The 24,748-nt window shown below is 54.4% G+C and carries 18 protein-coding genes; 12 read left to right on the plus strand and 6 right to left on the minus strand.

The window, feature by feature from the left end; all coding sequences use genetic code 11:
* The first annotated feature begins 24 nt into the window (after positions 1-24).
* On the plus strand, positions 25-3,513 hold the full coding sequence (gene smc / locus HP566_RS06905) for a chromosome segregation protein SMC (RefSeq protein ID WP_249976526.1): 3,489 nt from the start codon (positions 25-27) through the stop codon (positions 3,511-3,513).
* Here smc and HP566_RS06910 read toward each other — a convergent pair.
* The gene (locus HP566_RS06910) at positions 3,510-4,679 is read right to left on the minus strand and encodes a mandelate racemase/muconate lactonizing enzyme family protein (protein ID WP_249976527.1); all 1,170 of its coding nucleotides are present in this window, start codon (positions 4,677-4,679) and stop codon (positions 3,510-3,512) included. The genes smc and HP566_RS06910 overlap by 4 nt on opposite strands.
* A 99-nt stretch (positions 4,680-4,778) precedes the next feature.
* Between HP566_RS06910 and HP566_RS06915 the strand changes: the two genes are divergently transcribed.
* From HP566_RS06915 to HP566_RS06930, 4 genes are all read left to right on the plus strand, one after another.
* Positions 4,779-5,660: a LysR family transcriptional regulator gene (locus HP566_RS06915; protein WP_249976528.1), complete on the plus strand. Its 882-nt coding sequence runs from the start codon at positions 4,779-4,781 to the stop codon at positions 5,658-5,660.
* Between the two features lie 457 nt (positions 5,661-6,117).
* Positions 6,118-8,019 (plus strand): cell division protein ZipA, encoded by a 1,902-nt coding sequence (gene zipA / locus HP566_RS06920; protein ID WP_249976529.1) that lies wholly within the window; start codon positions 6,118-6,120, stop codon positions 8,017-8,019.
* Between the two features lie 114 nt (positions 8,020-8,133).
* Positions 8,134-10,167: an NAD-dependent DNA ligase LigA gene (gene ligA / locus HP566_RS06925; protein ID WP_249976530.1), complete on the plus strand. Its 2,034-nt coding sequence runs from the start codon at positions 8,134-8,136 to the stop codon at positions 10,165-10,167.
* The gene (locus HP566_RS06930) at positions 10,167-10,442 is read left to right on the plus strand and encodes a YheU family protein (RefSeq protein WP_249976531.1); all 276 of its coding nucleotides are present in this window, start codon (positions 10,167-10,169) and stop codon (positions 10,440-10,442) included. The genes ligA and HP566_RS06930 overlap by 1 nt, the downstream gene beginning before the upstream one ends.
* Here HP566_RS06930 and mnmC read toward each other — a convergent pair.
* Together mnmC and HP566_RS06940 are read right to left on the minus strand one after the other, a co-directional pair.
* Entirely contained in the window at positions 10,436-12,436 is a 2,001-nt protein-coding gene (mnmC, locus tag HP566_RS06935; RefSeq protein WP_249976532.1) for a bifunctional tRNA (5-methylaminomethyl-2-thiouridine)(34)-methyltransferase MnmD/FAD-dependent 5-carboxymethylaminomethyl-2-thiouridine(34) oxidoreductase MnmC, read from the minus strand. The two genes, HP566_RS06930 and mnmC, sit on opposite strands and share 7 nt — an antisense overlap.
* A 157-nt stretch (positions 12,437-12,593) precedes the next feature.
* Positions 12,594-12,893 carry a YciI family protein gene (locus tag HP566_RS06940; RefSeq protein ID WP_249976533.1) on the minus strand — a complete coding sequence of 100 codons (300 nt, stop codon included), beginning with the start codon at positions 12,891-12,893 and terminating at the stop codon, positions 12,594-12,596.
* Positions 12,894-13,073: 180 nt separating this feature from the next.
* Between HP566_RS06940 and HP566_RS06945 the strand changes: the two genes are divergently transcribed.
* From HP566_RS06945 to HP566_RS06955, 3 genes are all read left to right on the plus strand, one after another.
* Entirely contained in the window at positions 13,074-14,009 is a 936-nt protein-coding gene (locus tag HP566_RS06945; RefSeq protein WP_249976534.1) for a PHP domain-containing protein, read from the plus strand.
* A gap of 101 nt (positions 14,010-14,110) precedes the next feature.
* Positions 14,111-14,734 carry an L-threonylcarbamoyladenylate synthase gene (locus tag HP566_RS06950; protein ID WP_249976535.1) on the plus strand — a complete coding sequence of 208 codons (624 nt, stop codon included), beginning with the start codon at positions 14,111-14,113 and terminating at the stop codon, positions 14,732-14,734.
* A 241-nt stretch (positions 14,735-14,975) separates the two neighbouring features.
* Positions 14,976-15,752, plus strand: coding sequence for a 5'-nucleotidase, lipoprotein e(P4) family (locus HP566_RS06955; protein WP_249976536.1), 777 nt, complete (start codon positions 14,976-14,978; stop codon positions 15,750-15,752).
* 69 nt (positions 15,753-15,821) lie between these two features.
* Here HP566_RS06955 and HP566_RS06960 read toward each other — a convergent pair whose 3' ends face one another.
* Entirely contained in the window at positions 15,822-16,673 is an 852-nt protein-coding gene (locus HP566_RS06960; protein ID WP_249976537.1) for an ion transporter, read from the minus strand.
* A 30-nt stretch (positions 16,674-16,703) separates the two neighbouring features.
* Positions 16,704-17,591 carry a CYTH domain-containing protein gene (locus HP566_RS06965; protein ID WP_249976538.1) on the minus strand — a complete coding sequence of 296 codons (888 nt, stop codon included), beginning with the start codon at positions 17,589-17,591 and terminating at the stop codon, positions 16,704-16,706.
* Between the two features lie 136 nt (positions 17,592-17,727).
* On the opposite strand from HP566_RS06965, the gene HP566_RS06970 reads away from it, so the two are divergent.
* The 4 genes from HP566_RS06970 to HP566_RS06985 all read left to right on the plus strand — a co-directional run bounded on the left by HP566_RS06970 (position 17,728) and on the right by HP566_RS06985 (position 23,435).
* Entirely contained in the window at positions 17,728-18,408 is a 681-nt protein-coding gene (locus HP566_RS06970; RefSeq protein ID WP_249976539.1) for a TIGR00153 family protein, read from the plus strand.
* A gap of 10 nt (positions 18,409-18,418) precedes the next feature.
* Positions 18,419-19,684 (plus strand): inorganic phosphate transporter, encoded by a 1,266-nt coding sequence (locus tag HP566_RS06975; RefSeq protein ID WP_249976540.1) that lies wholly within the window; start codon positions 18,419-18,421, stop codon positions 19,682-19,684.
* 148 nt (positions 19,685-19,832) lie between these two features.
* Positions 19,833-21,149, plus strand: a complete 1,317-nt coding sequence (gene argA / locus HP566_RS06980) for an amino-acid N-acetyltransferase (RefSeq protein ID WP_249976541.1) — start codon at positions 19,833-19,835, stop codon at positions 21,147-21,149.
* Between the two features lie 102 nt (positions 21,150-21,251).
* The gene (locus tag HP566_RS06985; RefSeq protein ID WP_249976542.1) at positions 21,252-23,435 is read left to right on the plus strand and encodes an OsmC domain/YcaO domain-containing protein; all 2,184 of its coding nucleotides are present in this window, start codon (positions 21,252-21,254) and stop codon (positions 23,433-23,435) included.
* A gap of 59 nt (positions 23,436-23,494) precedes the next feature.
* Here HP566_RS06985 and HP566_RS06990 read toward each other — a convergent pair whose 3' ends face one another.
* On the minus strand, positions 23,495-24,724 hold the full coding sequence (locus tag HP566_RS06990) for a nucleoside recognition domain-containing protein (protein WP_249976543.1): 1,230 nt from the start codon (positions 24,722-24,724) through the stop codon (positions 23,495-23,497).
* Between the last annotated feature and the right edge of the window lie 24 nt (positions 24,725-24,748).

The following is a 24,748-nucleotide window of genomic DNA, read 5'->3' on the forward strand; positions in this document are numbered from 1 at the left end:
AAGTAGCCGCTTGAAAGGGTCGCAATGCGCTTAACCTCCATACGCCTTGTTGGGTTCAAGTCTTTTGTTGACCCAGTGACGGTTCCCTTCGATGGCAATATGACCGCCATCGTGGGGCCGAACGGTTGCGGCAAGTCAAATATTATCGACGCCGTGCGCTGGGTAATGGGGGAGTCCTCTGCCAAAACCCTGCGTGGCGAATCCATGGCCGACGTTATCTTTAACGGGTCAACAGGTCGTAAGCCTATCGGGCAAGCGTCCATCGAGCTTAAGTTTGATAACCGCGATGGTGGCATGGGCGGCGTATATGCCCAGTACTCGGAAATTGCGGTAAAGCGGTTAGTGACACGCGATGGCCAGTCGAACTACTTCTTTAATGGCCAAAAATGCCGACGCCGGGATATTGCTGATCTGTTCATGGGTACCGGGCTAGGCCCGCGCTCTTATGCCATTATTGGCCAGGGAATGATTTCCCGGCTGATTGAAGCCCGCCCGGATGATTTACGCGCTACGCTGGAAGAAGCCGCCGGGATTTCCAAATATAAAGAGCGCCGCCGGGAAACCGAAAATCGTATGCGGCGCACCCAGGAAAACCTGGAGCGGCTTGACGATATTCGTGAAGAGCTTGATAAACAGCTGGAACGCCTAAAGCGTCAGGCTGAAGCAGCTAAACGCTACCAAGAGTTAAAACAGCAGGAGTACCGGCTTAAAGGTGAGCTTGCGCTGTTGCGCGGCCGCACACTTCGCGCGGAGCAGTCCCACCAGGAAAGCCGGGTGCGCGAGCTTGAAATTGCGGTTGAAAAAGATGTCTTTGGTGTTCGTCAATGTGAGACTCGCCTGGAGCAGGCCCGCGAACAGCATGATGCATTGGCCGAAGTCCTTGATCGCCATCAGCAGCAATTCTATGAAACCACCACGCGAATCGCGCGGCTGGAGCAGGATCAAGCCCATCGCCGCAGCCGGGAAGCGCAACTGGCAAGTGATATTGCCACTGCCCGCCGCGATTTGGATGAGCAGCGTCGTGTCAGTGAGGGCGATCGGGAGCGGCTTGCCACGGTAGAGGCACGTCTGGATGATTTGCTCCCAGAGCATGAAGCGCTTGAAGAACAGTTGGAACTTCTGGAGCAGGCCCTTGCGGATGCCACCCCCGCACTGGAGGCTGCCGAGCAGACGTGGGTGGATGCCGAAAGCCATTGGCGTGATGCCAGTCGTGACGCCGATCGTAGCCAAGACCAGCTGCGCGACTTGGAGCAGCGTATTGCACGTTTACAGGCTGAAAACCAACGCCGCCGTCAGCAGCGTGGTGAACTGGCCGATATCACTATACTGCGCAGTGAACATGCTGAGTGTCAGGCCCAGCGCGAAGAAGCTGAGCAGCATGCAGACAACTTCCAGGTCGAACGCGAGCAATGGCAGCAGCGTTACAGCACTGCCAAGGCCAGCTATCAGCAAGCCATCCAGGCCCGCGACCAACAGCGCGGCAAGCTAAGCCAAACCCAGGGTGAGCTTGCCTCGTTGCAAGCGCTCATAGATGCAGCCCTGGCTGACCATGACGCGCATGTAAGCGAAACACTGGCGGTCCATGGCCTGGAAAATGCGCCACGGCTGGGGGAAACCATAGGCGTTGCTGACGGGTGGGAACGGGTGACCTCCTGGTTGCTCGCACCTTGGTTAAACGCTCGTCTGGTAGGGGGGGATCAGCTTAAAACCTTACCTGATGCATTAGCCACCGATTGGTGCCTGATCGATAAAACCGAGCAGCCCGCTACGGCTAACCGCCTGAGTGCGCTAGTAACCGGAGCGGGTGCGCTGAGGGAGTGGTTAGCGAGTATTCACTATGCTGAAACCCGTGAAGACGCAGAACAGTTGCTTGCGACTCTGGCTCCTGGGGAAAGTGTTGTCAGTCGCGACGGCGTTTGGCGTGGTCGCGGCTGGCTACATCAGCAGGCCAATGGCAGCGGCGTTGATGCCTTACTGGTTACCCGCCGTCGGTTTGACGAACTGGCTGCCCAGCTTAAGCAGGATGAGGCCGAGCTGGCGCGGTTAGATGAGCAGTGCACCTCGACCAGTGGGGCGATTGAAAACCTGGAGCATGCTCGTGAGCAGCAGGCGAAGCAGGAACGCGACCACGCCACTGTGCTACAGCAACTGGCAGTAAAAGAGCAGCGACTTGCCCAGCGGCTTGAACACTTCGAGAGCCGTGCGACTGAGTTGGATGACGAACTCGCTCAGTTACAGCAGGATGAGGCGGAGTTAACGCTTACTTTAGAAGAACAGCGTGCCCGTTGGCATACGGCGATGGAGCAGTTGGAAATTGCTGCGGAGTCCCGTGAAACTAGCGCTGAGCAACGTAGCCGCCAGCGCGAGCAGCGTGAACAGCTCAATCAGCAGCATGCCCCCTTAAAGGCCCGCCAGCAGGCACTGGCGTTAGAGCGTGAACGTTTATGTGCCGAGCGAGACAGCCTGCGTGCCCAGCAAACCCGTAGTGGCGATACCGAAGAGCGCCTTGCCATGCGTATTGCTGAGCTGGAAGAGTCGCGGGAAATGCTGGTAGAGCCGGATGAGCAGGCTGCCGAAGAACTTGAAGAGCTGCTGCACCAGCGTGAACAGCAGGAACGTCGCCTTAACGATGTTCGGCAGCAGGCTCAGGCGCTGGCGGAGCAATTGCGCAATGATGAATTGGCCCGCCAACAACACGAACGTAATTTAGAGCAGAGCCGCGAGCAGCTACAGCAGCGCCGTATGGAGGTTCAGGCGCTGGCGTTAAGAGCCGCGACCCAGGATGAGCAGTTGGCAGAGCTTGGCCATAATGTGGATGAACTGGCCGAGCAGTTGCCCAGTGATGCCAGTGAGTCGGTCTGGCAGGAACGGCTGGAAAGCACGTCGGATAAAATTAGGCGCCTGGGGGCCATTAACCTCGCCGCCATCGAAGAGTATGACCAGCAGGCCGAGCGGCGTAACTATTTGGAAGCTCAGCATGCAGAGTTAAGTGAGGCGTTGGAAACGCTGGAGCGGGCCATCAAGCGTATTGACCAGGAAACCCGCGTACGCTTTCGGGAAACCTTTGACCAGGTGAATACCGGTTTGCAAACACTCTTCCCCAGAGTATTTGGCGGTGGCGCCGCCTGGTTGACGCTTACCGGAGACGATTTACTGGAAACAGGGGTCGCCATCATGGCGCGTCCACCAGGGAAAAAGAACAGCACTATTCACCTGTTGTCTGGTGGTGAAAAGGCATTGACAGCCCTCTCCCTGGTATTCGCCATTTTCCAGCTTAATCCCGCTCCGTTCTGCATGTTAGACGAGGTTGATGCCCCATTGGATGATGCTAACGTTGGGCGTTATGCCAGGCTTGTTAAAGAGATGTCCGAAAACGTGCAGTTCATCTATATCACCCATAACAAAATTGCCATGGAAGCCGCCGAGCGTCTAATGGGGGTAACCATGCAGGAGCCCGGTGTTTCGCGTTTGGTATCGGTGGGCATTGATGAAGCGGCAGCGCTGGTCGATTAACCTTCGCCCAATTCGCGCATAACGGCATGCAATTTGGATTTTGCTTCAAAACCCACCCCTGGGATATCCGGCAGCGCGACATAGCCGTTCTCTACCTGTATACCGTCTGCGAAACCACCAAAGGGTTGGAACACATCCGGGTAAGATTCATTACCGCCCAAGTGCAGCCCGGCGGCAATATTGAGCGACATTTGATGTCCGCCATGGGGAACAACACGACGGGATGACCACCCCTGGTCATTCATGACATCCAACGTACGCATATATTCAACCAGACCATAGGAGAGCGCACAGTCGAACTGTACATAGTCCCGGTCTGGGCGCATACCACCATGGCGCAGCAGGTTGCGTGCATCCTGATGAGAGAACAGATTTTCACCTGTTGCCATCGGCAGGCTGTAATGGTTGGCCAACTCTGCCTGCAAGGCATAATCCAGGGGATCACCCGCCTCTTCGTACCAGAAGAGTCCATAGGGTTTCAGCGCTTCCGCGTAAGCGATAGCGGTTTCCTGATCAAAACGGCCATTAGCATCCACCGCCAGTCGGCTACCGTCGCCCACCACGTCCAGAACCGCCTCAATTCTGCGAAGATCCTCATCCAGCGATTCGGCACCAATCTTCATTTTGACCACGTTATAGCCACGGTCTAAATAGCTGCGCATCTCGTCCTGTAGTTTCGCGTGGTCTTTGCCTGGGTAATAGTAGCCACCGGCAGCATAGACCCATACCTTGTCGTCAGCCTTACCATCACGGTAGCGGTCCGCTAACAAACGATAGAGTGGCTTACCCTCAATCTTGGCGACTGCGTCCCATATAGCCATGTCGATTGTGCCTACCGCCACGGACCGTTCGCCGTGGCCTCCAGGCTTTTCGTTGGTCATCAGTGCTTTCCAAATGGCAAACGGATCCAGGTTATTATTGGTCTGGTCGATCAGACTTTCCGGGGAAGCCTCTAATACACGGTCAATAAAACGGTCGCGCATTAACGCACCCTGACCATAGCGACCATTGGAGTTAAATCCATAACCAATCACAGGTTTACCGTCACGAATGATATCGGTAATCACTGCAACCACTGAGCAGGTCATCTTCGAGAAGTCGATATAGGCGTTAGCAATGGGGGAAGCAATCGAAACCGTCTTTTCACGAATTTCCACAATACGCATGGTGTGCTCCTGGGTAAGTGATAGCACTACCATAAAGGTGACAACGCCATGCGCCCAATGCTATTACTTCTATAATCCCATGCTGAAACGGCATTGCCTATGGAACTGGTCTGGTTAGAAGATTTTACGGCGCTGGCCGAGCACGGCAGTTTTGTCCGGGCGGCACAGGCGCGGCATATTACCCAGCCGGCGTTTAGTCGTCGGATTCGGGCGTTGGAGCAGTGGGTTGGCACGAGCCTGTTTATTCGTACGCCCCAGGGCACTACCTTGACGGAAGCAGGTAAACATATTCAGGCAAGCGCCTTTGAATCGATAGGACGTCTTTACCGACTACGGACAGAAGCTCAGGAAATTGCTGGCAAGGCCGATCGTACCTTGCAATTTGCTGCTACTCACTCGCTTTCGTTCACTTTTTTCCCCCGCTGGGTGCGTCAGGCAGAGCAGGGTACCCCTATTGAAGCTGTCCAGCTGCACTCAGACACGATGGCGGCCTGTGAGCAAATGCTGCTACAGGGATCTGCTCACTTTTTACTTAGTCATCGAGATCCTTTAGTGCCCTCATTATTATCCGCAGAACAATTTGAAAGTATCTGCATTGGAGAGGATAGGCTAATTCCACTGGTCGGCAGAGAGTTGGCTGGGGAGCAAGATTTTGAAGCGTTTCCCTATTTGGCATATGCTGAAGCATCAGGACTTGGACGCATTGTTAGCCATCGCTTAAAAAAATACAGTACTAATTATTTTATGCCTGAGCCACGCTTTAGTAGTCACCTGGCAGCTGTCTTGATGTCTATGGCATTAGAGAATAAAGGGCTTGCATGGTTACCAGAAAGCCTTTCTGAACAAGAGGTTGTTGAAGATAAGTTAGTGCGAGCCTTAAGTGAAGAATGGGATATTCCTGTGCAAATACACTTAACTCGTCCACGTATACTAAGCAGTACCTTTGCAGATTCTTTTTGGAAGAAACTCGCAAGAAACTAAAACATTCACTAGCATACTGTTTAGCGATGGTTGGCTTATTGGCTAAAATGTGCTGTAGTTATTCAATATACTCGTAGTCCAGTTACCATTATCGCATCTGCTGGCAGTCTGACTTCGTTCAAGCGACTCAGGTATTCGAGCTAAAGATTGCCCTTGTACCAACGCAGAAAGTGAACCGAGAGGAGGAGCCTGGGTCTCCTCAATAACAAGGTAAAAGCGGTGTTACGGTGCAGCGTTTGAGGTTAATAGCGCTAAAATGGCACTTTTCGCTATTGATATAGTCGGAAAATTGGCCTAAAAATCGTCCAAGGCGATGTTATAGCGCGAAAATTAGCAAAAAGTGGCCCTTTTCGTAGCAACCGCGCTATGCTTGGTGGTAAATAGCTACCATTAGAAGGTTTCCGTCTTCAGGCATAGCGCCTTAGCAACCGGTAAAATGACCCATGGAATGCTCGACATGGAATTAAGAGAGTGGTTAATCATTCTAGGACTGGCGTTGGTATCGCTCATCGTGGTCGACGGTGTGCGAAGGCTTCAGCGTCAGCGGCGTGTACCCCGGCTTGACCAGGCAGTCAGAGATCTGCCTAAAGCGAAGCTGGGGGAGTTTGACGACGAAGCGAAAGAAGCAGAAATTAATTGGGAGCTACCTAATGGTGGCGCCAGGGTCGTCAAGCCCGCTGATTATAGTGGCTTGGGGCAGAAGCCCAAGTTAGAGCGCCAGGAGCATCCGGGGCCATCCAAAGTGCTATCTGATTTCAGACGCTCTTTCTCCAAGGCTGTTCCCAAGCAAAAGACAGCGACAAATTTGAAAGCCGAACCAGTTGCAGCGGCTCAGCCCCAAAAACAGTCCACTTCATTTGCCAAGCCTGTCTTGAATGTAGCAAAAGCTGCATTTACTGCATCATCCACGCCTGCAGAGTATAAGCCCACTGAGTCTACAGCGTGTGAGCAGGAGCGTAGAGAGCCGAGTATATCGATGGCTGCGGAGGCAGCCAAAGAGCCCGTCGTAGCCGTTAATGCTGACACCTCAAACTCTGAGTCCACCACTGTTAAGCAGCCACCTACTCAAGTAGCGGTTGAGCAGCCCGCTCAAAGTAGTGGCACGGTTAGTGGTAAGGTCGCCGATGTTCAGGCTTCAGAGCAAGAGGTAGCGGCAGCGGACGTTGACGTTAGTGTCGAGCAGACTCCTTCCGTTCAGGCTGAAACCGCCGCAATACTACTCTCAGCGGCGGAAGATGAAGTTTCTGCCGATAAAACGCCGGAAACCAGAAGTGAAGAGTCCCAGGAACCTGTGTTGCGCGCTGAGCCGGAAGACGCCGTATTCGCCAAGCAACCTTCGGATGCACCGAAGCCGAAGCGCCGCCAGCTACGTTCGGACATCGCTGGTGACCACGGTGAACTCAATGACGATGAGATTGATGAGTACCGGCTGGTCGATTTTGAAGGGATTGGCCGTTCCTTCAAGCGCAAGTTAATTGAGCGCCGTAAACAAAGAGCAATCAAAAAAGCGGAAAAAGCCAAACGTGCTGAGGCACTAGCCAAACAGAAGGCTGAGCGCAAAGCGCTTGAGGCAGAGCAGCGCCGCGAAGCGAAAGAGGCCGCGGAGGCCGAGCGAGCACGTATTGCGCAAGAGCGTGCTGAAGCCCGTGAAGCAGCCGCTAATGCGGCGGCTGCTCAGCGCGCTACTGTACAGGAATCCCATGAAACGGTAGCAGCTGGCGTTTATAGCCACTATGAGCGTGACGGTTATGCTGAGGCTTATGACAACGAGATTTATGACAACATAGATGAGCAGGAGCACTCCGCCCCGGCATACGTTGCTCAGGATAGTGTTGTACGTGCCCACCCCACTCTGGAAAAAGCGTTACGCCATGATGTGAACGGTGAGCATGCCAAAGAAACACTGACCCATGCCGATGAGATGGTGGTTATTAGCGTTCTCTCTCGTGATCCTGAAGGTTTTGAGGGGGGGAAACTACTTGAGCTGATGATGGCTTGTGGTCTCCGCTATAGCCGCACAATGGGTGTTTTCCATCGTTTCGAAACGGAAAGTGATGATAGCGAGCTCCAGTTCTCAATGGTTAATGTGCTCAAGCCGGGAACCTTCCCCATTGAAGAGATGGACGAGTTCGTAACGCCGGGGATCACCTTCCTGATGCCTTTGCCCGGTGCAACGGATAGCTCAGCAGCCTTTGAAGCCATGGTGGAAACTGCCATGGTAGTGGTGCGTCACATGGGTGGTGAACTGAAAGATGAAAACCACAGTGTGATGACGGCACAAACGATCGAGTTCGCCAGACAGCGGGTACATGAATTCGAGCGTCGTCATCGGTTGCATCGTCATATGCAGGCTCGCTAATTCGAGCGTGAATCAAACACCCGCCTTCCCTAAAGAAGGCGGGTGTTTTTGTTACTGAATGATTGCCTTTAAGATCACTAACCGCATTTTCCTTGTATCACGGAATACATCTGCATGAGTCAGCCTGACCCAAAATTGCTGGAAGAGATTAGCCAGCTACGTGCCGATCTTGATAGCGCCAACTACCGTTACTATGTACTGGATGAACCCCAACTCACTGATGCGGATTATGATCGTAAACTACAGCGCCTAAAGCGGTTAGAGGCTGAAAACCCATCGCTGATTTCAGCCGATTCGCCTACCCAGCGTGTTGGAGCCGCCCCTGCGGAAGGTTTTCCGGCAGTGGCCCATGCCATTCCCATGCTCTCTCTGGATAACGCGTTCAGTCGTGAGGATATTATTGCGTTTGCCGAGCGTGTGGCTGAACGTTTGGAGTGTGAACCTGACGATATCGAATTCAGCTGCGAACCCAAGCTGGATGGTGCCGCCGTATCGCTGGTATATGAACAGGGGGTGCTGGTCATTGGTGCAACACGTGGGGATGGGCGCACAGGAGAGGGCATAACCTCGAACCTGCGCACACTACGTTCAGTGCCGCTCAAGTTAATGGGGGGCAGTATTCCTGACCTGTTGGAAGTGCGCGGCGAAGTTATTATGCGCCACACAGGTTTCGAAGCATTGAACGAACGTGCTAGGGAAGAAGGCAGCAAGGTATTTGCCAACCCCCGTAATGCGGCGGCTGGCAGCCTGCGCCAGCTAGACCCACGTATTACCGCCACCCGTCCATTGGAGTTCCACGCCTACCAGGCAGCGCGCCTGGAGCCGGATATGGGTGATGCCAGCCACAGTGCACTGATGGCGCGGCTATCCACGTTGGGCTTTCGCACCAGCGCTGAGCTGACCATCCTGCACGGCCCTGATGCTGTGACAGACTACTGCGAGCAACTGGGTGAAAAACGCGACCAACTGGGTTATGACATTGATGGGGTGGTGATCAAGGTTAACGATCTTCGTCACCAGCGGGAGCTTGGCTTTGTTGCCCGTGCTCCTCGTTGGGCGGTAGCTTTTAAATTTCCTGCCCAGGAGGAGGTCACCACACTAAATGACGTAGAGTTTCAGGTGGGCCGGACGGGAGCCATTACACCGGTTGCACGCCTGGAACCGGTGACGGTAGCGGGGGTGACGGTATCAAACGCGACGCTACATAATGCCGATGAGATAGAGCGCCTGGGGGTGATGATGGGGGATACGGTCGCCATTCGTCGTGCTGGCGACGTTATTCCCCAGGTAGTGCGGGTCGATACCGAAAAACGTCCACCGGATGCTCGCGCCATTATTTTCCCGGACAGCTGCCCAGTGTGTGGCTCAGAGATTGAACGTCTGGAAGGCGAAGCGGTGGCACGCTGTTCAGGTGGGCTTTATTGTGCTGCCCAGCGCAAAGAGGCGCTTAAGCATTTTGCCAGCCGTAAGGCGCTGGATGTGGATGGCCTGGGAGTAAAGCTGATAGAACAACTGGTTGATCTGGATTGGGTGAAAACCCCAGCAGACCTGTTTTATCTCAGCGTCGAGCAATTGCAAAGCCTGCCGCGTATGGGGGAAAAGTCAGCCACCAATCTGGTCAATGCCCTTGAAACAGCCAAATCGACAACGTTGGCACGGTTTATTTATGCGCTGGGTATTCGTGAGGTAGGAGAAGCAACGGCAGTAAATCTGGCCAGCCATTTCGGCGCTCTCAAAGCGCTGCAAGACGCTGATCAAACAGCTCTTGAATCGGTGAGTGATGTGGGGCCCATTGTGGCTGCTCATGTGCACACTTTCTTCCGACAGCCGCATAATATTGAGACGCTGCAAGCGCTGCTGGAAGCAGGCATCACCTGGCAAGAGAGCGAGGTCACCCAAGGGCCGACGCCACTTGAAGGGCAAACGTGGGTATTGACCGGTACGCTGGATACGATGACCCGCGATGAAGGCAAGGCGCGCTTGCAGGCGCTAGGGGCTAAGGTGGCGGGTAGTGTATCCAGGAAAACCACTTGCCTGGTGGCCGGAGAAGCCGCAGGCAGCAAGCTCATCAAGGCTGAGCAACTGGGCGTTGAAGTGATTGATGAAGCCACGTTTATCACACGTTTAGCTGACTGGGAGCAGAGCTAATGAGCCGCTTTATTGAAGTGCCTGCACGAATGCTGCCGCCAGAAACCCTTAATGCCCTGCTGGAGGCCTTTGTGACACGCCAGGGCTACGATACCACCGATACCTCGGGGGAAGGCATGCATGGCTGGGTAATCGAGCTGAAAAAGCAGCTGGAACGCCATGAATTGATCATTGCCCATGACCTTGAACTCGAAATGACGGAGGTTATGACCCTCGCCCAGTGGCGAGCCTTTGGGCGAGATATCGCAGACGATGAGGAGGAGGGCGATTATTGAGTGCGTATCAGCGTGCTAATAACCCGCCGCCCAGGGTGAAGATGATCCACGAGTGGTAGTTCTAACGGCAGTGGGTCGTCGCATATCCGTGAAGCAATGACCTCGGCACACAGTGGTGCGCTGGCTAACCCCCGCGACCCATGGGCAGATGATATCCATAGTCCTGGATAGTGCTCTCCCTGGGTAGCGGGTACTAAAGAGGCATCTTTACGCAGCGCGTCGTAGTCGCGCTGCCATGCTTCAGCATTGGGTACCGGCCCCGCGTAGGGGCTTTTGTCGGGGCTTGCTGCACGAACGGCAGCGCGCCCCTCAAGTGCATTTGCGTCCAGTACACATCCTGCTGCTTCCAGGGCGGCCACCCATCGGGGGAGTGTTTGGCGCAACTCGTCAATATTGCGCTGATGGTCTTCGGTTGTGACATCCGTGGTGGTGTTATTGGGTATAAAACTGGCGCCAAAGGTCATCACCCCATCCAGGGGAGGCGACACATATCCTCCAGCACAAACAACTCGCTGAGGCGTTGCTACGCCTTCGGGAAGCTTCACCTGGCTAACCTGACCACGTACCTGCTGTAGTGGCAATTGAGCGGTCTGTGCAAAATGATTGGCCAGCGTCGCATTGGCGATGATCACCTGATCAGCGGTGATGGTATCACCGTCGGCAAGGTCAAGGTGCCAGACAGAACCCACCCGGCGTAGCCGCGCCACTTCCCCTTGGTGTAACGCTATCTGGGCGTGGCGAAGTAGCCGTTCGCAGAGAAGCTTGGGTTTTACCCAGCCTGCCTGGGGATAAAATAGTCCATGGTCAGCGTCAATCGGAACGCCTGCCAGCCCACTGAGCGTACGCTCCTGAGCCGATACCACCGCCGCCGGTAACGGATGGCGAGCCATAAATCGCTGTTGACGGCCAGCTTCTTTGCCATTTAACGCTAGCTGAACCACACCGCAGGGCTGCCACAGCGGTGTTGTGGAGGATACCTGGTTAAGCCAGCGCTGGCTGTAAAGCAGGCCCGCCAGATAGAAGCGGCTTTGATGATTGGTTTCGGCCGCCAGCTTGACATACAGTGCCCCCTGCCGGTTACCGGAGCCGCCCGCACCGATGGCTTCGCGTTCAATTACTGTGACCTGAATACCACGCTTGGCCAGCGCTGCCGCCACGCTGCTGCCCGCTATGCCCGCGCCAATCACCGCTACATGGTTAGCCTTGCTGGCTGCTGGAGGGGTAAACCACGGCGTTGCCCTGCGTCGGGTATCCGCAGGTGGGGTTTGGATCTGGCCCGCCAGCATTTCACGTTTGCGTCCAAACCCAGGTACCTTTTGCCACTCAAATCCAGCCGCTTTCAGGCCACGTTTGACAATGCCGGCACAGGTAAAGGTGGCAAAGGTCGCGTTGGGGCGGGAGCGGGCTGCCATGGCCTCAAACAACTCGGGTTGCCACATATCCGGGTTTTTGGAAGGGGCGAAGCCATCCAAAAACCACGCATCTACCCAACCATCCAGCAGATTTAGCCGCTCAGTGGTATCGCCAAAGTGCAGGTCAAGCGTTACTTGCTCGCTAAGATGCAGTCGGTGGATACCGCTGACTGCGTCTGGCCATTGGCGGCACAGTACCTGTGCATAACGCGCCAGGGATGGCCATGCGCTTAACGCACGGGCTAATGAAACCCGGTCGAGAGGGTATTTCTCTGTGGATATCAAATGAAGTCTGGCGGTTGACGGTGCCAGCTGTTCAAAGCACGCCCAGGCACACAGCATATTGAGCCCCGTGCCAAAGCCGGTTTCCCCGATGACAAACGCGCGAGTATGCTGCCAGTCCGCAAAGCGTTCGGGAAGGTGGTTGGCCGCTAAAAAGACATGCTCGGTTTCAGCACGGCCGTCTTCCCTGGAAAAATAGACGTCATCGAAGGTGTCTGAGTGGGGGGCGGCGTCGTTCCAGGTGAGCGAAGGCGCGTTTAACGCTGCGAGCGGAGGCAAAGCAGTGAGGCGTTGGGTCACGCGAATATCCGTGGTAGTGAAGATTGGTTAAAAAATGATCAATTTGTTAATCAGGGCGTTATCTCTGGCTTTGGGAAAAGCGTCCGCCGGGTTTGCACAGAGTTTTCCACAGGCTCTGTGAAAAAGCGGGCGGACCCTTCATACTCGCCCCTATTGGTCAAGGCAAAACTTTTTTGAATGGCTTAACAATTACCTTGGCATATACCCCGGCAATGATGTAGGGGTCGGCGTCTGCCCAGGCCTGTGCGGCATTTAAACTCTCAAATTCGGCCACGACCAAACTGCCGCTAAATCCTGACTCGCCTGGGTTTTCTGTATCAATGGCAGGATGAGGGCCTGCCAAGACCAACCGGCCTTCGTTGCGTAGTGCCTCCAGCCGTGCCAAGTGGTCCGGGCGGGCTGCCAGGCGACGCTCCAAACTGTTGGAGACATCTTCACTGATAATCGCATATAGCATGGGGATAACTCCTTGAATGCGTAGGGGGGCGCTTTTAGCCTGTTAGGCCATCTGCAGAATTGACCGCACCCACATAAGCGCGCACCATGGCGAGCGCCTGTGAGCCATTTACGGGAAACAGGGTACCTGTTCGTATATGGCACTCCTATTCTGACAAACTCGCCACACGGCGTCATGCCTATGCCTCTACTTCCTGCTATATCTCTTCCCTATGCGTTTGATGTCGATCAGCGTTATCCGGTGGATCTTCATATGCACTCAACCGCCTCAGATGGTGCACTAACCCCATCGCAGCTGGTTACCCTGTGTGCCGAGCGGGGGCTTACCCACATGGCGCTGACCGACCACGACACCATGGATGGGGTGGAAGAGGCTGGCATTGCAGCCCGGCAGATGGGGATATGTCTTATCCCTGGTTGTGAGCTGTCCACTCGTTGGCAAGGGATTAATATCCATGTGGTGGCACTAATGCCCGGCGGATTGCAGGGCCCGTTGGTGGCAGGCTTGGAACAGCAGCGTACGGCACGTATTAAACGTGCGGAAGTGATTGCTGAGCGGTTGGAGAAAGCAGGGTTGAGTAATGCACTTGAAAAAGCCCGCGAGCAGGCAGGCAGCGATCGTCCCCTTGGGCGGCCGGACTTTGCCCGTGCCTTGGTTGCCGATGGTCTGGTGGCCGACTGGGCTGGGGCATTCAAGCGCTATTTGGGGAGTGGCAAAAAAGGTGATGTAAAAGCGCTTTGGCCGGAAATCAGTGAGGCGGTGGCTTGGGTTGTGGCCTCTGGTGGCGTGGCAGTACTGGCGCATCCATTGCGGCATGGTCTGACCCGTCGCAAACGTGGCCTGTTAATGGATACCTTCCGAGCGGCGGGTGGCCAGGGAGTTGAACTGGTGAGTGGCCAGCAAAACCCGGACAGTACACGTGATTTAGCGCGTCAGTTAGTCGAACGTGAGTTATATGCCTCTATGGGCAGTGACTTTCATTTTCCCGGTAGCCATGCCGCCCCCGGTAGTATGAGCTTAATTCCGCGTACTGCCGCGCCGCCTATCTGGCAGCACCCACGGTTAGCACACCTGCGCAACGCACCTGGTGGAGTACTTACCAGTTATTCCGGCTAAGTGGGTAGGAGGCTGCCAAGGGTGTCAGCTATGCTGATAGGCAGAGTGGGGACGATGCGTAACTCAATGGAAGATTATGTGCCCTCGGGCAGGAGCAAGCGATGAGCCAATATTTTCAGATTCATCCAGAAAATCCACAAAAGCGTCTGATTGATCAGGCGACGGAAATTATTCGTCGGGGCGGAGTTGTCGCCTACCCCACTGATTCTGGCTATGCGTTGGGCTGTCATCTGGGCGAAAAGAAAGCGATTGAGAAAATAAAGTGGCTGCGCTCATTGGATGATAAGCACAACTTTACGCTGGTGTGCTCTGATCTGTCTGAGATCGGTACCTACGCGAAAGTGGATAATGCCGTGTTCCGGCTGCTAAAGGCGCATACCCCCGGTCCGTACACCTATATTCTGGACGCCACTACCGAAGTACCGCGCCTACTGCTACATCCTAAGCGTCGCTCTATCGGTGTCCGAGTACCTGATCACCGTATCACCCATGCGCTGCTGCAAGCCTTGGGGGAGCCGCTGATGAGTGTGACGCTGATCCCGGTTGGCGAGCAACTGCCTATGAGCGAACCTGAGGTGATCCGCGAACGTTTTGGTGCCCACCTCGATCTGATTATTGATGGCGGTGCCTGCCACTTGGACCCGACCAGTGTGATTGATCTACGTGAACTGCCGCCCAAAATCGTTCGGGAGGGCCGCGGGGATATTTCGCCGTTTACCAGCTAATCGCTACTCTCACCTTAAAAGCCCTTGGGGATTTTTAGTCCCCAGGGCTTTTTTTATAGTCATGGAAAAGCAAAGTTGGCAGATAAGAACACGCCGTGAATGGATAATGCCGGTATATTATTTTGATTGATCAATAAAAATAAAATATGATGAAAATTTGCATTTACTATAACAAGGTGTGATTGATTGGCGAGCATAAGGCTCGTATTTAATGGGATTGGCAAACACAGGAGACTGCTTAATGACAACGCTTAATTATCGTAAGACTGTTACCGTGGCGACTATGACAGGCTGTTTACTATTGCCACTGGCTGGTCAGTCAATGGCTGATGACCATGCTGGGTGTGCGCAGGCAGAATATGCGATGGGTTTGCGTTATCAGCAGCAGTCAGCCGAAATTATTGCTTTACAACGCCAAGGGTTTGAGCTGGCTACCTATCGCCTTGCAGAGCAGATCGAAGAGTATGATGGCAGTGCGGATTTAGCCATTATTACTGACCTGGACGAGACCGTCATTGATAACAGTGCCTTATTGGTTCGTGACATGCAGGCCTGTCACGATTTTACTGCTTGGGATACGTGGCTGCATTGGGAGCGTGAAGGCGAGCCAACGCTGATTCCTGGTGCGAAGGAATTTCTGGAATACGCTGATGAGCAGGGGGTAGCGATCTACTATGTGTCTGATCGTTACGAAGAAAATAAACAACACACTTTGGATACTCTGGAAGCATTGCAGCTTCCCCAGGTTTCTGAAGAGCGTGTGATGCTGTTAGGACCACCCAAGACTGAGCGTCGCGCTATCGTGGCCGATCAGTATACTCTTGTTATGCAATTGGGTGATACGCTGCATGACTTTGCAGGTGAATTTGCGGGAGCCGACCTGGAAGAGCAGCGTGCGCTGGTGAATGACCATGCAGAGCGCTTTGGCCACGACTGGATTGTTTTCCCCAATGCAACCTATGGAAGCTGGAGTGAGGCAGATCTGGAGGCTTGGGAAGCACCTTTCGAAGAGGAATAAGGTGGCGTACATCTACGCAGGCTACAAATGTGCCCAGGCTACTTGCCTGGGTCATTGTCACTGGTCGTTTTACGTGGGGGCTTCACTCTCTTCATCCAACCACGTACCGCAGCGAAGACAGTAGCGTGCGCGCTTCTCATGTCGGTCATGCCCACATCCAGGGCAGGCTTCCTCCGAGTAGCGATCCTGGCGTATCGAGCGAATGACCTGGGCAGAAAAGACTCCGGTGGGCACAGCGATAATTGAGTAGCCAATCAGCATTAATACCACTGTGATGGCTTTCCCCAATGGAGTGGCGGGCACGATATCGCCGTAACCTACGGTGGTCATGCTGACAATGGCCCAATAAATCGAAATGGGAATGCTGGTAAAGCCTGACTCCGGTGACTCAATGGTATACATCAAAGCAGCAAACAGCGTCACTACCATCAGAATGCTGCTGAAGAACAGCAGGATTTGTCGCAGACTGCGCTTTAACGCATCCAGCAATAAGCGCCCTTCACCCACAAACTCCATCAGTCGCAGGATGCGGAAAATACGTAGTACCCGCAGCAGGCGAACAATCACCAATGCATGGGCCCCTGGCACCAGGAGCACCAGCCAGGTCGGCAGGATGGCAATAAGATCCACTAAGCCGTAAAAGCTTTTGAGATAGAGATATGGGCGCTCTAAGCAGTAAATCCTCACGACAAGCTCAATACTGAAGAGCAACGTAAATGCCCACTCCAAATAGAAGAAAATATGCCCATAGTGCGCAGCGTACGCTTCCACCGTGCCCAGCATGATCACTGCCACACTCATTAAAATGGCCACAATCAGGGCCAGATCAAACGCCTTTGCGCCAAGCGTGTCGGACTCGAAGATAATATGGAAAAGCCGCGTGCGTACTCCCTCTGCGCCGGGCGCCAAATGAGTGCTCATGGTGTCATCCAAAAGTGGGCTGAACGCTCACTAGCGTAGCGCGGTTTGAGACGCCAGGCGATGGGCGAGCATTAACGCGGCATGGCCGTAGGCGGCACTTGGCAGACCATGTGCGCTGAGCTCTTTAGGAAGCTGCTGCGCAACAGGGCGCAGGTCATCATCTAATTGCGGGTGTATTGCGAGCTGGCTTAGCGCCTGCTGGGCAACGCGTAAGTGCTCATGCTGGCCACTGTCGTGATAGGCATCCAGTGCGACAGTTGCCCGGTGTAACCACTCCATGGCAGTCGTTGCTGTGGGGAGTGGCCACCGTTTGGCGGCCAGTGAGTTACCGCGTGCGGCTTTACTGGTGTCGGACGGGCGCAGTGGTACCTGTTCCGCCAAATGCAGGGCCAGCGACCAGAGGGCTTCTGGCTGGCCCATTTTTAATTCCAGCTCCAACTCACAGATAGGGACTTGTGCGCCGCCAGTTACGATTTCGCCTTCATCCAGGACCATTTCAATAAGGCTTTCCTGCCACTCAATTTTCCAGCCTCTTCGGGTGAAGTCAGTATTCAGGGTGGGAGTTAGATGTGTAATAGCGGCTCCAAGCCTACCCTGAAAGGGGGGCAGTTCGCTTAGGGCTTGCTGATCAATGTGCAGGGAGGGAACCTGCCACTCCCACTCTTGTCGGCTGGACATGCCACCACCGCCCTGGCCTGCCGTTTTGACGGTCTGCACGATCACATCACCCGCCTGGCGTAATCGAACGGCAACCCTTGCATTGGCCAGGTCGTCGGTAGGTGTGTCGAAATAGGTGTTGGATAAATGCTGTTCCAGATGTGGAGCGGCAGCCAGTATAGGGTGGCTAAGGAGTATCGTCAGATACTCAGTGGCGAGAGCCAACTTAAGCTCCACTTCTATTGGTGATGCGATTTCCATGATCTTAGCTACCTTTAAATTGTGACATTTAGGTTAAATTTTAATGACATTATGAACTTTTCATGACGGCGGCGGGCGCACTCTTTATACTGGCGCCGCCATTTCCAGGCTTCACGAAAACAGGCTTAAAGGCTATATGGTTACCTCCAACCCTTTTTCCTCGATGTTTGGCCGCTCGCCATTCCAGCCGCTGCTGGCCCACATCGTTAAGGCCAATGAATGCGCCGATCAATTATTACCTTTCTTTGAGGCATCGCTTGCCGGTGACTGGGATCGCGCTGCTGAACTGCGCGAAACCGTTACCCGTTTGGAGCATGAGGCGGATGTACTCAAGACGGAATTGCGGCTCAATCTACCCAATACCATGTTTTTGCCCGTGTCTCGTTCTGACCTGCTTGATCTGATCAGTGTACAGGACAAGATTGCCAATAAGGTGCGCGATATTACGGGCATTATGCTGGGGCGTAAAATGCGTGTGCCCAACGAACTGGCTGGGTTAATGCGCGATTATATCGCCACGAGTGTGGCATGCGTCGCGCAAGCCCGACAGGCGCTGGAAGAGCTCAAAGAGCTATTGGAGTCAGGTTTTGGGCGTAATGTCTCTGATGTCATGCAGAAAATGATCCGCGAACTGCATACCCTAGAACATCAGGCTGATGCTCAACAGGTGGCTATTCGCCGCCAATTGTTTGAGCTTGAAAGCCAACTGCCGCCAGTGGATGTGATCTTTCTTTACAAGATCATTGAGTGGGTGGGCGAATTATCTGACCGCGCTGAGCGCGTGGGTAGCCGTTTGCAGATTTTGACAGCGCGCTAAGGGGAACTTAATGCTGATTATTGCCCAGCACGGTGAGGTTTTTATTATCCTGGCCTGTCTTTTCGGCTTTTTTATGGCGTGGGGGGTCGGTGCCAATGATGTGGCGAACGCCATGGGGACCTCGGTAGGGTCCAAAGCGATCACCATCAAACAGGCGATTTTGATTGCTGTCGTCTTTGAATTCCTGGGGGCCTGGCTCGCCGGTGGTGAAGTAACCGCAACGATTCGTGGTGGTATCGTTGACCCTGATTTGTTTGTGGATGAACCCCAGCTACTGGTCTATGGCATGCTGTCGGCGTTGTTGGCGGCGGCCATTTGGCTCATGGTGGCATCGGCCAAAGGGTGGCCTGTCTCCACCACCCACTCTATCGTGGGGGCCATTGTGGGATTTGGTGCTGTTGGTGTTGGGATGGAGGCGGTTGCCTGGGGAAGTGTTGGTACCATCGCGTCCAGTTGGGTTGTATCGCCCTTGCTGGCGGGCACCATTGCTTTCGTGCTGTTTAAATCCGTTCACCATCTGATTTTCGAGAACAAAGACCCGTTTCTGGCCGCCAAGCGCTATGTGCCTGCCTACACGTTCCTTGTGGGCTTTATTGTAGCGATGGTTACTTTGACGAAAGGTTTAACGCATGTTGGGCTGGACCTTACCTTTGCGCAGAGCTTCCTGTTCTCTGTGGCCATTGGGGTAGCGGTTGCAGTGCTTGGCTTTGTCATGCAGCGCCGTATTCGCTATGTGCAGAGTGCGAGTGATCATTTTGGTTATGCCAATGTTGAGCGCGTCTTTGGTGTTCTGATGGTGTTCACTGCCTGTGCAATGGCATTTGCTCACGGTTCCAATGATGTTGCCAATGCCGTTGGTCCACTGGCTGCGGTGATCAGTGTGGTGCGTAGTGAAGGCATGATTAACGGTGCCACTCTGGTGCCTTGGTGGGTGCTCGTGCTCGGCGGCGGTGGGATTGTGGCCGGTCTGGTTACCTATGGTCATAAAGTGATCGCGACGGTGGGTACGGGGATTACAGAGTTGACGCCCAGCCGTGGTTTTGCCGCCACCCTTGCGGCAGCAACAACCGTTGTGCTGGCCTCGGGCACCGGCTTGCCCATTTCCACCACCCACACTCTGGTGGGGGCTGTTTTGGGGGTAGGCTTGGCACGTGGGATGGCAGCACTCAATCTTCAGGTCATCGTTACGATCGTGATGTCCTGGCTAATCACGCTGCCCGCAGGGGCTGGCCTTGCCATTCTCTTCTTCTTTATGTTTAAAGGTATGTTTGGTTAAAAGACGGGGCTCACCCTGCTGTAGTAGTACGCCATGGCTTAACCTATAGCGCAGCGGCACCTTCTTTGCACAAGAAGGTGCCGCTGTTTTTTGTGCTCTGTTAAAGTAATCTCGTTACTCTTATTCACCTGCTGCCGGAGAGCGGCCCTTGGACACACGCTTCCCTTTTGTTGATTGGTTTCGTAACGCATCCCCTTATATTAACGCACACCGGGGGCGAACCTTTGTCATCCTCATCGAAGGTGAAGCGATGGCGTCTGGCCGAGGAGAGCAGCTCATCCAGGATTTGGCGCTACTGCATACGCTGGGTGTGCGTCTGGTGGTAGTGTTTGGTATTCGTCCTCAGGTACATGAAGCCTTAACCGCCGCTGGTGTGGAGCCAACCCGCGTGGATGGCCGCTGGGTGGCTGACCGTTCGGTGATGGCCCATGTGGAGCAGGTGGCTGCCCATCAGCGGCTATGGCTTGAAGCCCGGTTGTCACTGGGGCTACCCAGCACGCCGCTGCATGGCGTAGAGCTCAGTGTCATTTCGGGTAATCTGGTGACCGCCAAACCCTTAGGCGTGCGCGAAGGTGTCGATTTTGACCATAGCGGTGAGGTGCGCCGGGTACGCGCCAACGCCATTGAAGGGTTATTGGAAAAAGGCTCATTGGTGCTACTGCCGCCACTGGGCTTCTCCAGCACCGGTGAAGTCTTTGATTTGGATGCCTCCGAAGTGGCCCAGCACGCTGCGGTAGCGCTTAAGGCTGATAAGCTGATTTTACTGGGCGAATCGGATGGGCTGGAGGATGAAAAAGGGGCACTGTTACGCCAGCTTTCCCCTGCTGAGGCCGAACCGCGCCTGCAAAGCGCTGCCCCTGGAAGCGAATTAGCCCGCCATCTTAACGCTGCCTGTACAGCTGCCCGTAAAGGGGTGGCACGCACCCACCTGCTTTCCTGGCGCAACCACGATGCGCTACTTGGAGAGCTGTTTACCCGCGATGGTGTGGGCACCATGATTACCCAGCACCGTTACGAGCAATTACGCCCAGCCACGCTCAATGATGTGGCAGGTTTGTTGGAACTGCTCGAACCACTCGAACACCGTGGCATGCTGGTGGCCCGCTCCCGAGAGCGTCTGGAGCATGAAATCGACGACTACATGGTCATCGAGCGTGACGGTATGGTGATTGGCTGTGCCGCGCTGCATGTCTTTCCTGGCACCACTGTGGGTGAGCTGGCCTGTGTTGCGGTACACAGCAATTACCGTGGCGGTGAGCGGGGCGAGCGCCTGGTGGAGGCGTTAGAGCGCCGTGCCCGGCAGCAGGGGCTATCCGAGATGTTTGTGCTTACCACACATACGGCTCACTGGTTTGTGGAGCGCGGCTTTCGCACCGCCAGCCTGGAGGATCTTCCACCCCTCAAACGGGAAACCTATAACCACGCCCGTAAATCCAAGGTGCTGGTGAAAACACTGGGAGGATAATCCCCAAGACGAAGCGGGTGAAAAACTGGATAATGGGCCGCAATTCGCCTGCCAGCCTATATTTTAATGCTCAGGCACATACATTACCCCGGACACCCGCTCATGGAAATTAAAGTCAACTATCTTGATAACCTCCGGTTGGAGGCCAGGTTCGACGATTTTACGGTTATTTCAGACCAGCCGATTCGTTATAAGGGCGATGGTTCGGCGCCAGGACCTTTTGACTACTTTCTGGCTTCCTCGGCCATGTGCGCCGCTTATTTTGTAAAGGTGTACTGCAATGCACGGGATATTCCCACTGAGAATATTCGCCTTTCCCAGAATAACATTGTTGATCCGGAAAACCGCTACAAGCAGATTTTCAAAATCCAGGTAGAGCTACCGGAGGATATCTCCGCCAAGGACCGCGAAGGTATTTTGCGCTCTATCGATCGTTGTACGGTAAAGAAAGTGGTGCAAACCGGCCCCGAGTTTCAGATTGAGGTGGTCGAAAATATCGATGAAGACGCCCAGGCGCTATTGATGGGAGCACCGGAGGGCAGCAGCACCTATATTCCTGGTAAAGATCTGCCCCTGGAGCAAACCATCGCTAACATGAGTGCGATGCTGGCAGATTTGGGAATGAAAATCGAAATTGCCTCCTGGCGGAATATCGTCCCTCACGTGTGGTCGCTGCATATCCGTGATGCGGCCTCGCCCATGTGCTTCACCAATGGCAAAGGCGCCACCAAAGAGAGTGCGCTGTGCTCGGCATTGGGCGAGTTTATCGAGCGGTTAAGCTGTAACTTCTTCTATAACGATCAGTTTTTTGGCGAAGCAATTGCTAACAGTCCTTTCGTTCATTACCCCAATGAAAAGTGGTTTCAGCCAGGCCCCAACGATGAGTTGCCCGCTGAAATTCTTGATGAGCACTGCCTGGAGGTATATAACCCGGAAGGCGAACTGTGTGGCTCGCATCTGATTGATACCAATTCCGGCCGGGTGGATCGCGGCATTGTTTCACTACCGTTTGTGCGTCAGTCGGATGGAGAAACGGTTTACTTCCCTTCCAACCTGGTCGAGAACCTGTTCCTGAGTAATGGCATGAGCGCCGGTAATACGCTGGCAGAAGCCCAGGTGCAGTGCCTTTCGGAAATTTTCGAACGGGCGGTAAAGCGGGAAATACTGGAGCAGGAACTGGCCTTGCCGGATGTACCCCACCACGTATTGGCTAAGTACCCAAGTATCGTGGAAGGTATTAATGCCCTGGAAGCGCAGGGATTTCCGGTACTGGTGAAAGATGCCTCCATGGGCGGGCAGTTTCCGGTGATGTGCGTCACGTTGATGAACCCGCGTACTGGCGGGGTGTTTGCCTCCTTTGGTGCTCATCCCAGCTTTGAGGTGGCGCTGGAGCGCAGCCTGACGGAGCTGCTGCAGGGGCGCAGCTTTGAAGGTCTGAATGATCTGCCGCTGCCAACCTTTAACTCGCAAACCGTCGCTGAACCCAACAACTTCGTCGAACACTTTATCGACTCGGTGGGCGTTGTGTCCTGGCGTTTCTTTAGTGCAAGGCCCGACTTTGCGTTCTGCGAGTGGGATTTCTCCGGCAGCAATGACGAAGAGGCCGAAACACTGTTTGGCATCTTCGAAGACCTGGGGGCCGAAGTCTATATGGCCGTGCATGAAGATCTGGGCGCACCGGTGTGCCGTATTCTGGTGCCGGGCTACTCAGAGGTGTATCCCATTGAGGATTTGATTTGGGATAACACCAACAAGGCGCTGGAGTACCGCGAGGATATTCTCAACCTGCACCACCTGGACGACGGCCAGCTCACTGATCTAGTGGAGCGGCTGGAAGAGAGCCAGATGGATGACCACGCCGATATCATTACACTGATCGGTATTGAGTTTGATGAGAATACCGTGTGGGGGCAGTTGACCATTCTGGAACTGAAGCTCCTGATCTATCTGGCGCTGCAACGCCATGAAGAGGCGCTGGACTGCGTGCAGATGTTCCTGCAGTACAATGACAACACTGTCGAACGTGGTCTGTTTTACCAGGCAGTCAATGCCGTGTTAGAGATTACCCTGGATGATGAACTGGAGCTTGACGATTACCTGCCCAACTTCCAGCGCATGTTTGGCGAGGAGACAATGACAGCGGTGGTTGGCTCGGTCAGCGGTAAGGTACGCTTCCATGGGCTGACCCCGACTAATATGCAGTTGGAAGGGCTCAACCGACACCTGCGTTTGATTGAGAGCTACAAAAAGCTTCATGCGGCCCGTGCGGCCAGCGCGGTGATATAAGCCCTTAGCCCTCTGTTCGCGTTGATGGACCAACAGAGGGCTATTCTATATTCATTCTGCTATCCGAAGAACCAGTAACACACCACGATGGCGGTGGTGATGCCTGCCGCATCCGCGACCAGCGCGCACCCCAGGCCATGGCGGATTCGGGTAATGCCTACGGCACCAAAGTAGACGGCTAGCACATAAAAGGTGGTCTCGGTGCTGCCCTGCATGGTAGCCGCGAGCAGTCCTGCGAAGCTGTCGACGCCGAAGGTGCCCATGGTTTCAATCATCATGGCGCGGGCACCGCTGCCGGAAAGAGGTTTTACAAAGGCGGTTGGCAATGCATCCACAAAACGTGTATCCCACCCGAATCCATCTACCAGCCAACGAATGCCACTCAATCCCGCATCCAGCACGCCACTAGAGCGCAATACACCTACCGCAACCAGCATGGCAATCAGGTAGGGTAATAGGGTAACGGTAAAGCTAAAGCCCTCTTTCGCGCCTTCAATAAAGGCGTCGTACACTTTTACCCCGCGTAGCGCCCCCACCACTAAAAACATCATCACAATGCTAAACAGTGTCAGATTACCGACAAGCGTAGAGGCCGCTGCCAGTGCTTGAGCGGACATACCCGCCAAGGTGGTAAGCAAAAGACCCAGTACGATGGCTGCTGCGAGCAGGTAAGCCAGTACTACGGGTTGCCAGAGCTTTAAACGCTGCATAGCGGAGACGGCCAGCAGGCCAGCGAGGCTTGATGCCGTGGTCGCCAGCAGAATAGGTAAAAACACCAGAGTAGGCTCTGCGGCCCCTTGCTGGGCACGGTACATAAAGATGGTTACCGGTAAGAGTGTCAATGAGGAGGTATTAAGCACCAGAAACAGAATTTGCGCGTTGCTGGCGGTATCGCGGCTGGGGTTAAGGCTTTGCAGGGAGTGCATGGCTTTAATGCCAATGGGGGTGGCGGCATTATCCAACCCCAGAATATTTGCCGCGAAATTCATACTGATCAGGCCCATGGCGGGATGGCCGCGGGGTACCTCCGGCATCAAGCGACAAAACAGCGGGTCAAGTATCCTCCCCAATAAACGAATCATGCCCGCTTTTTCAGCGATGGAAAGAAACCCCAGCCAAAGTGTCATGGTGCCGAGCAGCACCAGGATAATATCGACGCTTACCCTTGCCATATCGAACAGGGAGTGCACTAAACGGGCAAATACTTCGCTATCCCCGCCGATCAGCCATTGCCATAGGGAAGCCACAAAGGCGGCAATAAAAAAACCTAACCAAATTCCATTTAGCATGGTGGGCGGGCATCCTGAATAGTG

The organism is Vreelandella olivaria (assembly GCF_023507745.1).
GTDB classification, from domain to species: Bacteria; Pseudomonadota; Gammaproteobacteria; order Pseudomonadales; family Halomonadaceae; genus Vreelandella; species Vreelandella olivaria_A.

Excerpts from the sequence above, each read along its gene's own strand:
- smc (WP_249976526.1), top strand. The coding sequence starts at position 25 with ATGCGCTTAACCTCCATACGCCTTGTTGGGTTCAAGTCTTTTGTTGAC.
- HP566_RS06985 (WP_249976542.1), top strand. The coding sequence starts at position 21,252 with ATGGAAATTAAAGTCAACTATCTTGATAACCTCCGGTTGGAGGCCAGG.
- HP566_RS06930 (WP_249976531.1), top strand. The coding sequence starts at position 10,167 with ATGAGCCGCTTTATTGAAGTGCCTGCACGAATGCTGCCGCCAGAAACC.
- HP566_RS06955 (WP_249976536.1), top strand. The coding sequence starts at position 14,976 with ATGACAACGCTTAATTATCGTAAGACTGTTACCGTGGCGACTATGACA.
- zipA (WP_249976529.1), top strand. The coding sequence starts at position 6,118 with ATGGAATTAAGAGAGTGGTTAATCATTCTAGGACTGGCGTTGGTATCG.
- ligA (WP_249976530.1), top strand. The coding sequence starts at position 8,134 with ATGAGTCAGCCTGACCCAAAATTGCTGGAAGAGATTAGCCAGCTACGT.
- HP566_RS06950 (WP_249976535.1), top strand. The coding sequence starts at position 14,111 with ATGAGCCAATATTTTCAGATTCATCCAGAAAATCCACAAAAGCGTCTG.
- HP566_RS06915 (WP_249976528.1), top strand. The coding sequence starts at position 4,779 with ATGGAACTGGTCTGGTTAGAAGATTTTACGGCGCTGGCCGAGCACGGC.
- HP566_RS06910 (WP_249976527.1), bottom strand. The coding sequence starts at position 4,679 with ATGCGTATTGTGGAAATTCGTGAAAAGACGGTTTCGATTGCTTCCCCC.
- HP566_RS06970 (WP_249976539.1), top strand. The coding sequence starts at position 17,728 with ATGGTTACCTCCAACCCTTTTTCCTCGATGTTTGGCCGCTCGCCATTC.
- HP566_RS06990 (WP_249976543.1), bottom strand. The coding sequence starts at position 24,724 with ATGCTAAATGGAATTTGGTTAGGTTTTTTTATTGCCGCCTTTGTGGCT.
- HP566_RS06960 (WP_249976537.1), bottom strand. The coding sequence starts at position 16,673 with ATGAGCACTCATTTGGCGCCCGGCGCAGAGGGAGTACGCACGCGGCTT.
- HP566_RS06940 (WP_249976533.1), bottom strand. The coding sequence starts at position 12,893 with ATGCTATATGCGATTATCAGTGAAGATGTCTCCAACAGTTTGGAGCGT.
- HP566_RS06945 (WP_249976534.1), top strand. The coding sequence starts at position 13,074 with ATGCCTCTACTTCCTGCTATATCTCTTCCCTATGCGTTTGATGTCGAT.
- HP566_RS06975 (WP_249976540.1), top strand. The coding sequence starts at position 18,419 with ATGCTGATTATTGCCCAGCACGGTGAGGTTTTTATTATCCTGGCCTGT.
- HP566_RS06965 (WP_249976538.1), bottom strand. The coding sequence starts at position 17,591 with ATGGAAATCGCATCACCAATAGAAGTGGAGCTTAAGTTGGCTCTCGCC.